Raw genomic sequence first — 4253 nt, forward strand, 5'->3', positions numbered from 1 at the left:
ACTTCATGCTGGTGCCGCGCTGGCTGGTGGGCGCCGACGACCGCGGCGCCGCGTCGATCATCTTGATCGACGCGATCCCGGTGGCGATCGCGTTGACGTTGTCCCTGCGCTTCGCCGCCCACATGCTCGGCCCCGACGACACGAACCGCGCCATCCACGGCTCGGTTTTCTACGCGGTGACGACCGGCTGGCTGCACGGCTCGCGCACCGTGCGCGCCGTGCCCACCGTGGCGGCCAGCCTGTCCGGCCTGGCGGCGCACCGGATGACGTTCGGAATCAACACGATGCTGGTGCTGGTGTTGGTCCGACACGTCGGAGACGTCGGAGCGCAGTCCGTCGCGGGTTTGGGCACCACGGCGCTGTTCGTCGCCGCCGCCGGCACCGGGTCGCTGTTGGCTACCGTGTTGACCCCGCCGGCGGTGCGCCTCTGGGGACGCTACGCCACCGGCAACGGCGCGCTGGCGGCGGCGGCCGTCATCCAGCTCGCCGCTATCGGCCTGTACCTGCCGATGCTGGTGATCTGCGGCTTGCTCCTCGGCGTGGCCGGCCAGATGGTCAAGTTGTGCGCCGACACCGCCATGCAGATCGACGTCGACGACGCCCTGCGCGGACATGTGTTCGCGGTCCAGGATTCGCTGTTCTGGGTGGCGTTCCTGGTCGCGGTCGCAGCCGCCGCGGCGGTGCTGCCCGATGACGGCCGGGCGCCGTCACTGGTTGTGGCGGGAACCTTGCTTTATCTGGCCGGGCTGGTCGCACACAGTGTCATAGGCCGCCGCCGCGAGCCTGTCGGCGCCCGATAGCGGCAGCTGGCTTAAAGTACCCGCATGGCCCGTGCTGCTCCGATGGTCGCCGATCTGCGCGCCGAGAGTGACGATCTCGATGCAGTGGTGGCGCCGCTCGTCGATGCCCAATGGGCCGAGCCGACGCCCGCGCCGGGCTGGAGCATCGCCCACCAGATCGGCCATCTGCTGTGGACCGATCGGATTTCGCTCACGGCGGTCACCGACCAGGCCGGATTCGCCGAGGTGTTGGCCGCGGCGTCGGCCGACCCGACTGGCTTCGTCGACCACGGCGCCGCCGAGCTGGCGACAACCCCGCCCGTCGACCTGCTCGCCGACTGGCGGGCTACCCGCGCGCGGCTGCACGCGGAACTGCTGACCGTACCCGACGGCCGCAAACTACCGTGGTTCGGCCCGCCGATGAGCGCCGCCTCGATGGCCACCGCCCGGCTGATGGAGACCTGGGCGCACGGCCTCGACGTCGCCGACGCCCTCGGCGTGACCCGGCCCGCCACCGCGCGGCTGCGCTCCATCGCCCACCTGGGTGTGCGCACCCGCGACTACGCCTTCCTTGTCAACGAGCTGACGCCGCCGGCCGAACCGTTCTTGGTCGAACTGCGCGCACCCGACGGCGGCACCTGGTCGTGGGGGCCGAAGGAAAAGGAAGCCGCGCAACGGGTCACCGGATCGGCCGAGCACTTCTGTTTTCTCGTCACCCAGCGGCGCCCGCTGGCCACCCTCGACATCATCGCGAGCGGCGCCGACGCGCAGCGCTGGCTGATGATCGCGCAGGCCTTCGCGGGCCCGCCCGGCCGGCGCCGATCGAGCCGGTGAGCCTGCGGCGTTACAGGGCCGCCGCCCCGTCGGCGGCGCCGTCACCGTCGGTGTCGGTCAGCTTGACGTCCCACCGCCCGTCGCCGTCGGTGTCGACGTAAGCCGTGTCGTACCCGCCGTTGTCGCTGCCCACCAGCGCCCGGTCGGCCAGCCCGTCGCCGTCGGTGTCGAACAGCCGGTCGTCGGTTTGGCCGTCGCCGTCGAAGTCGACCAGCGGGCCGCCGGTGTGCTCGACGCCGTCCAGCCCGAACCAGCGCAACCCGGCCCGGTCGGCCGCAACCGCCCAGGTACCTGACCCGTCGTCGGTGAAATAAGCCTCCGGCACACCGTCGTTGTCAAGGTCCAGTACCACATGATCGGCGATCCCATCCCCGTCGAAGTCGGCCAGGGCATCGTCGCGCAGCCCGTCGCCGTCGAAATCCAGGCTGACCGCGTCGGGCCGGCCGTCGCCGTCGAGGTCCAGATCGGGTGGCCTGTCCCAGATCGCCGCCGTGCCGTCACCATCGCCGAGGCAGTACTCCATACCAGTTTGAGACGCCGCGTCGCGGCTATTGGTTCCGCCGGGTTTCCCACCAGGACAACAACTCGGCGGTGGCCTCCGCCCGTGACAGCGGCCCACGCTCCAGCCGCAGCTCCTTGAGGTGGTCCCATGCCTTGCCGACCTGCGGGCCCGGCGGGATGTCGAGCAGGGCCATGATCTCGTTGCCGTCCAGATCGGGCCGCACCCGCTGCAGGTCTTCGGCTTCGGCCAGCGTGGCGATCCGGGCCTCCAGCCCGTCGTAGCTGGCCTGCAGGCGTGCCGCCCGCCGTTTGTTGCGGGTGGTGCAGTCGGCGCGCACCAGCTTATGCAACCGGGGAAGCAGCGGACCAGCGTCGGTGACGTAGCGGCGCACCGCCGAATCGGTCCACTTCGCCTCGCCGTAGCCGTGGAACCGCAGATGTAAATACACCAGCTGCGAGACGTCGTCGACCATCTGCCTGGAATATTTCAGCGCCCGCATCCGCTTGCGGACCATCTTGGCGCCCACCACCTCGTGGTGGTGGAAGCTCACCCCGCCGCCGGTCTCGTGGCGGCGGGTGGCCGGCTTGCCGATGTCGTGCAACAGCGCCGCCCAGCGCAACACCAGATCGGGGCCGCCGTCCGGCGGGGGATCCTCTAGTTCGATGGCCTGCCGCAGCACCGTCAGCGAATGCTGGTAGACATCTTTGTGCTGGTGATGTTCGTCGATCGCCATCCGCATCGCGCCGACCTCGGGTAGCACCACCTCGCCCAGCCCGGTCTGCACCATCAGGTCGATCCCGGCGACCGGATCGGCGCCGAGCAGCAGTCTGTCCAGTTCCGCGGCGACCCGTTCGGCGGTGATACGGGCCAGCGCAGGCGCCATCTCCTCGATCGCGGCTCGTACCCGCGGGGCCACGGTGAAGGCGAGCTGGGCGACGAACCGGGCGGCACGCAACATCCGCAACGGATCGTCGCCGAAGGAGGCCTCCGGTGCGGCCGGGGTATCCAGCACGCCGGAGCGCAGCGCCGCCAGGCCACCCAGCGGATCGAGGAACTCGCCCGCGCCAGCCGCGCCGATTCGGATCGCCATCGCGTTGACGGTGAAGTCGCGGCGCACCAGATCGTCATCGAGCCGATCTCCGAAGCGCACCTGCGGGTTACGCGACACCTGGTCGTAACGGTCGGCCCGGAATGTGGTGATCTCCAGGCGGTGGCCGCCCACGGAGGCGCCGACGGTGCCGTACTCGATGCCGGTCTCCCACAGCGCCTCGGCCCAGCCTCGCACGATGCGCTGCACCTGCTCGGGGTGCGCGTCGGTGGTGAAATCCAGGTCAGGGCTCAATCGGCCCAGCAGCGCATCTCGCACCGATCCGCCGACCAGGTACAGCTGGTGACCGGCCGTGTCGAACAATCCGCCGAGATCGCGCAGCAGCCCGGCGTGCCGGTTCAGCGCGACCGCCGCGCCCGCCAGCTGGGCGGCGTCGTCAATGGGTTCGGGCACGTCCGATCAGCCTAGTCCGGCGACGATGCACGCCGGAACGGCGTGCGGAGGAGCCGGACAACCAAGCACAGTCCGGCGACGATGCACGCCGGAACGGCGTGCGGAGGAGCCGGCACGTGCCAGCTACTATCACATGGGTGTCGGACGGCGAAAATGCGAAGCCAGGGCAGCGCCGTGGTCGGCGCGCTTCCGGTCCGGCAGCCAACCACGCCGGCCTCGCTGACACCGCCGGCTACGACGGCAACACCCCGGCAAGCCCGGCAAGCCCGGCAACCCCGGCAACCCCGGCAACCCCGGGAGGCTCGGTGACCGGGCGGGCGGTGCCGCGCCGCCGCTCGACACATCCGGGCCGGCTTCGCACGGTGCACGAAACCTCCGCCGGCGGCCTGGTCATCGACGGTATCGACGGACCGCGAGAGGCTCAGGTCGCCGCCCTCATCGGGCGGGTAGACCGGCGTGGCCGAATGCTGTGGTCGCTGCCTAAGGGCCACCTTGAGGTCGGCGAGACAGCCGAGCAAACGGCGGTCCGCGAGGTCGCCGAGGAAACCGGAGTCCGGGGCAGCGTGCTGGCGGCCCTCGGCAGCATCGACTACTGGTTCGTTACCGAGGGCCGGCGGGTGCACAAGACCGTGCACCA

General features: G+C 70.7%; 5 protein-coding genes. 3 read left to right on the top strand and 2 right to left on the bottom strand.

Annotated features, from left to right (window positions below; all coding sequences use genetic code 11):
• Both AC2VON_RS05730 and AC2VON_RS05735 read left to right on the top strand, forming a co-directional pair.
• On the top strand, nucleotides 1-800 hold an 800-nt coding region (locus AC2VON_RS05730; RefSeq protein WP_486952071.1), incomplete at its 5' end, for an MFS transporter.
• Between the two features lie 24 nt (nucleotides 801-824).
• Complete coding sequence (locus AC2VON_RS05735; RefSeq protein ID WP_486952072.1) at nucleotides 825-1613, top strand: TIGR03084 family metal-binding protein; 789 nt, start codon at nucleotides 825-827, stop codon at nucleotides 1611-1613.
• Between the two features lie 10 nt (nucleotides 1614-1623).
• Here AC2VON_RS05735 and AC2VON_RS05740 read toward each other — a convergent pair whose 3' ends face one another.
• Together AC2VON_RS05740 and AC2VON_RS05745 are read right to left on the bottom strand one after the other, a co-directional pair.
• Nucleotides 1624-2136, bottom strand: coding sequence for a pullulanase (locus AC2VON_RS05740; RefSeq protein ID WP_486952073.1), 513 nt, complete (start codon nucleotides 2134-2136; stop codon nucleotides 1624-1626).
• 25 nt (nucleotides 2137-2161) lie between these two features.
• Nucleotides 2162-3616 (bottom strand): CCA tRNA nucleotidyltransferase, encoded by a 1455-nt coding sequence (locus AC2VON_RS05745; RefSeq protein ID WP_486952074.1) that lies wholly within the window; start codon nucleotides 3614-3616, stop codon nucleotides 2162-2164.
• Nucleotides 3617-3753: 137 nt separating this feature from the next.
• On the opposite strand from AC2VON_RS05745, the gene AC2VON_RS05750 reads away from it, so the two are divergent.
• Nucleotides 3754-4253: NUDIX hydrolase (locus AC2VON_RS05750; protein ID WP_486952075.1), on the top strand; the 500-nt coding region annotated here is incomplete at its 3' end.

The organism is Mycobacterium sp. TH-M82 (genome assembly GCF_057473605.1).

Coding starts and splice junctions, on each gene's coding strand:
- AC2VON_RS05735 (WP_486952072.1), top strand. CDS start 825: ATGGCCCGTGCTGCTCCGATGGTCGCCGATCTGCGCGCCGAGAGTGAC.
- AC2VON_RS05740 (WP_486952073.1), bottom strand. CDS start 2,136: ATGGAGTACTGCCTCGGCGATGGTGACGGCACGGCGGCGATCTGGGAC.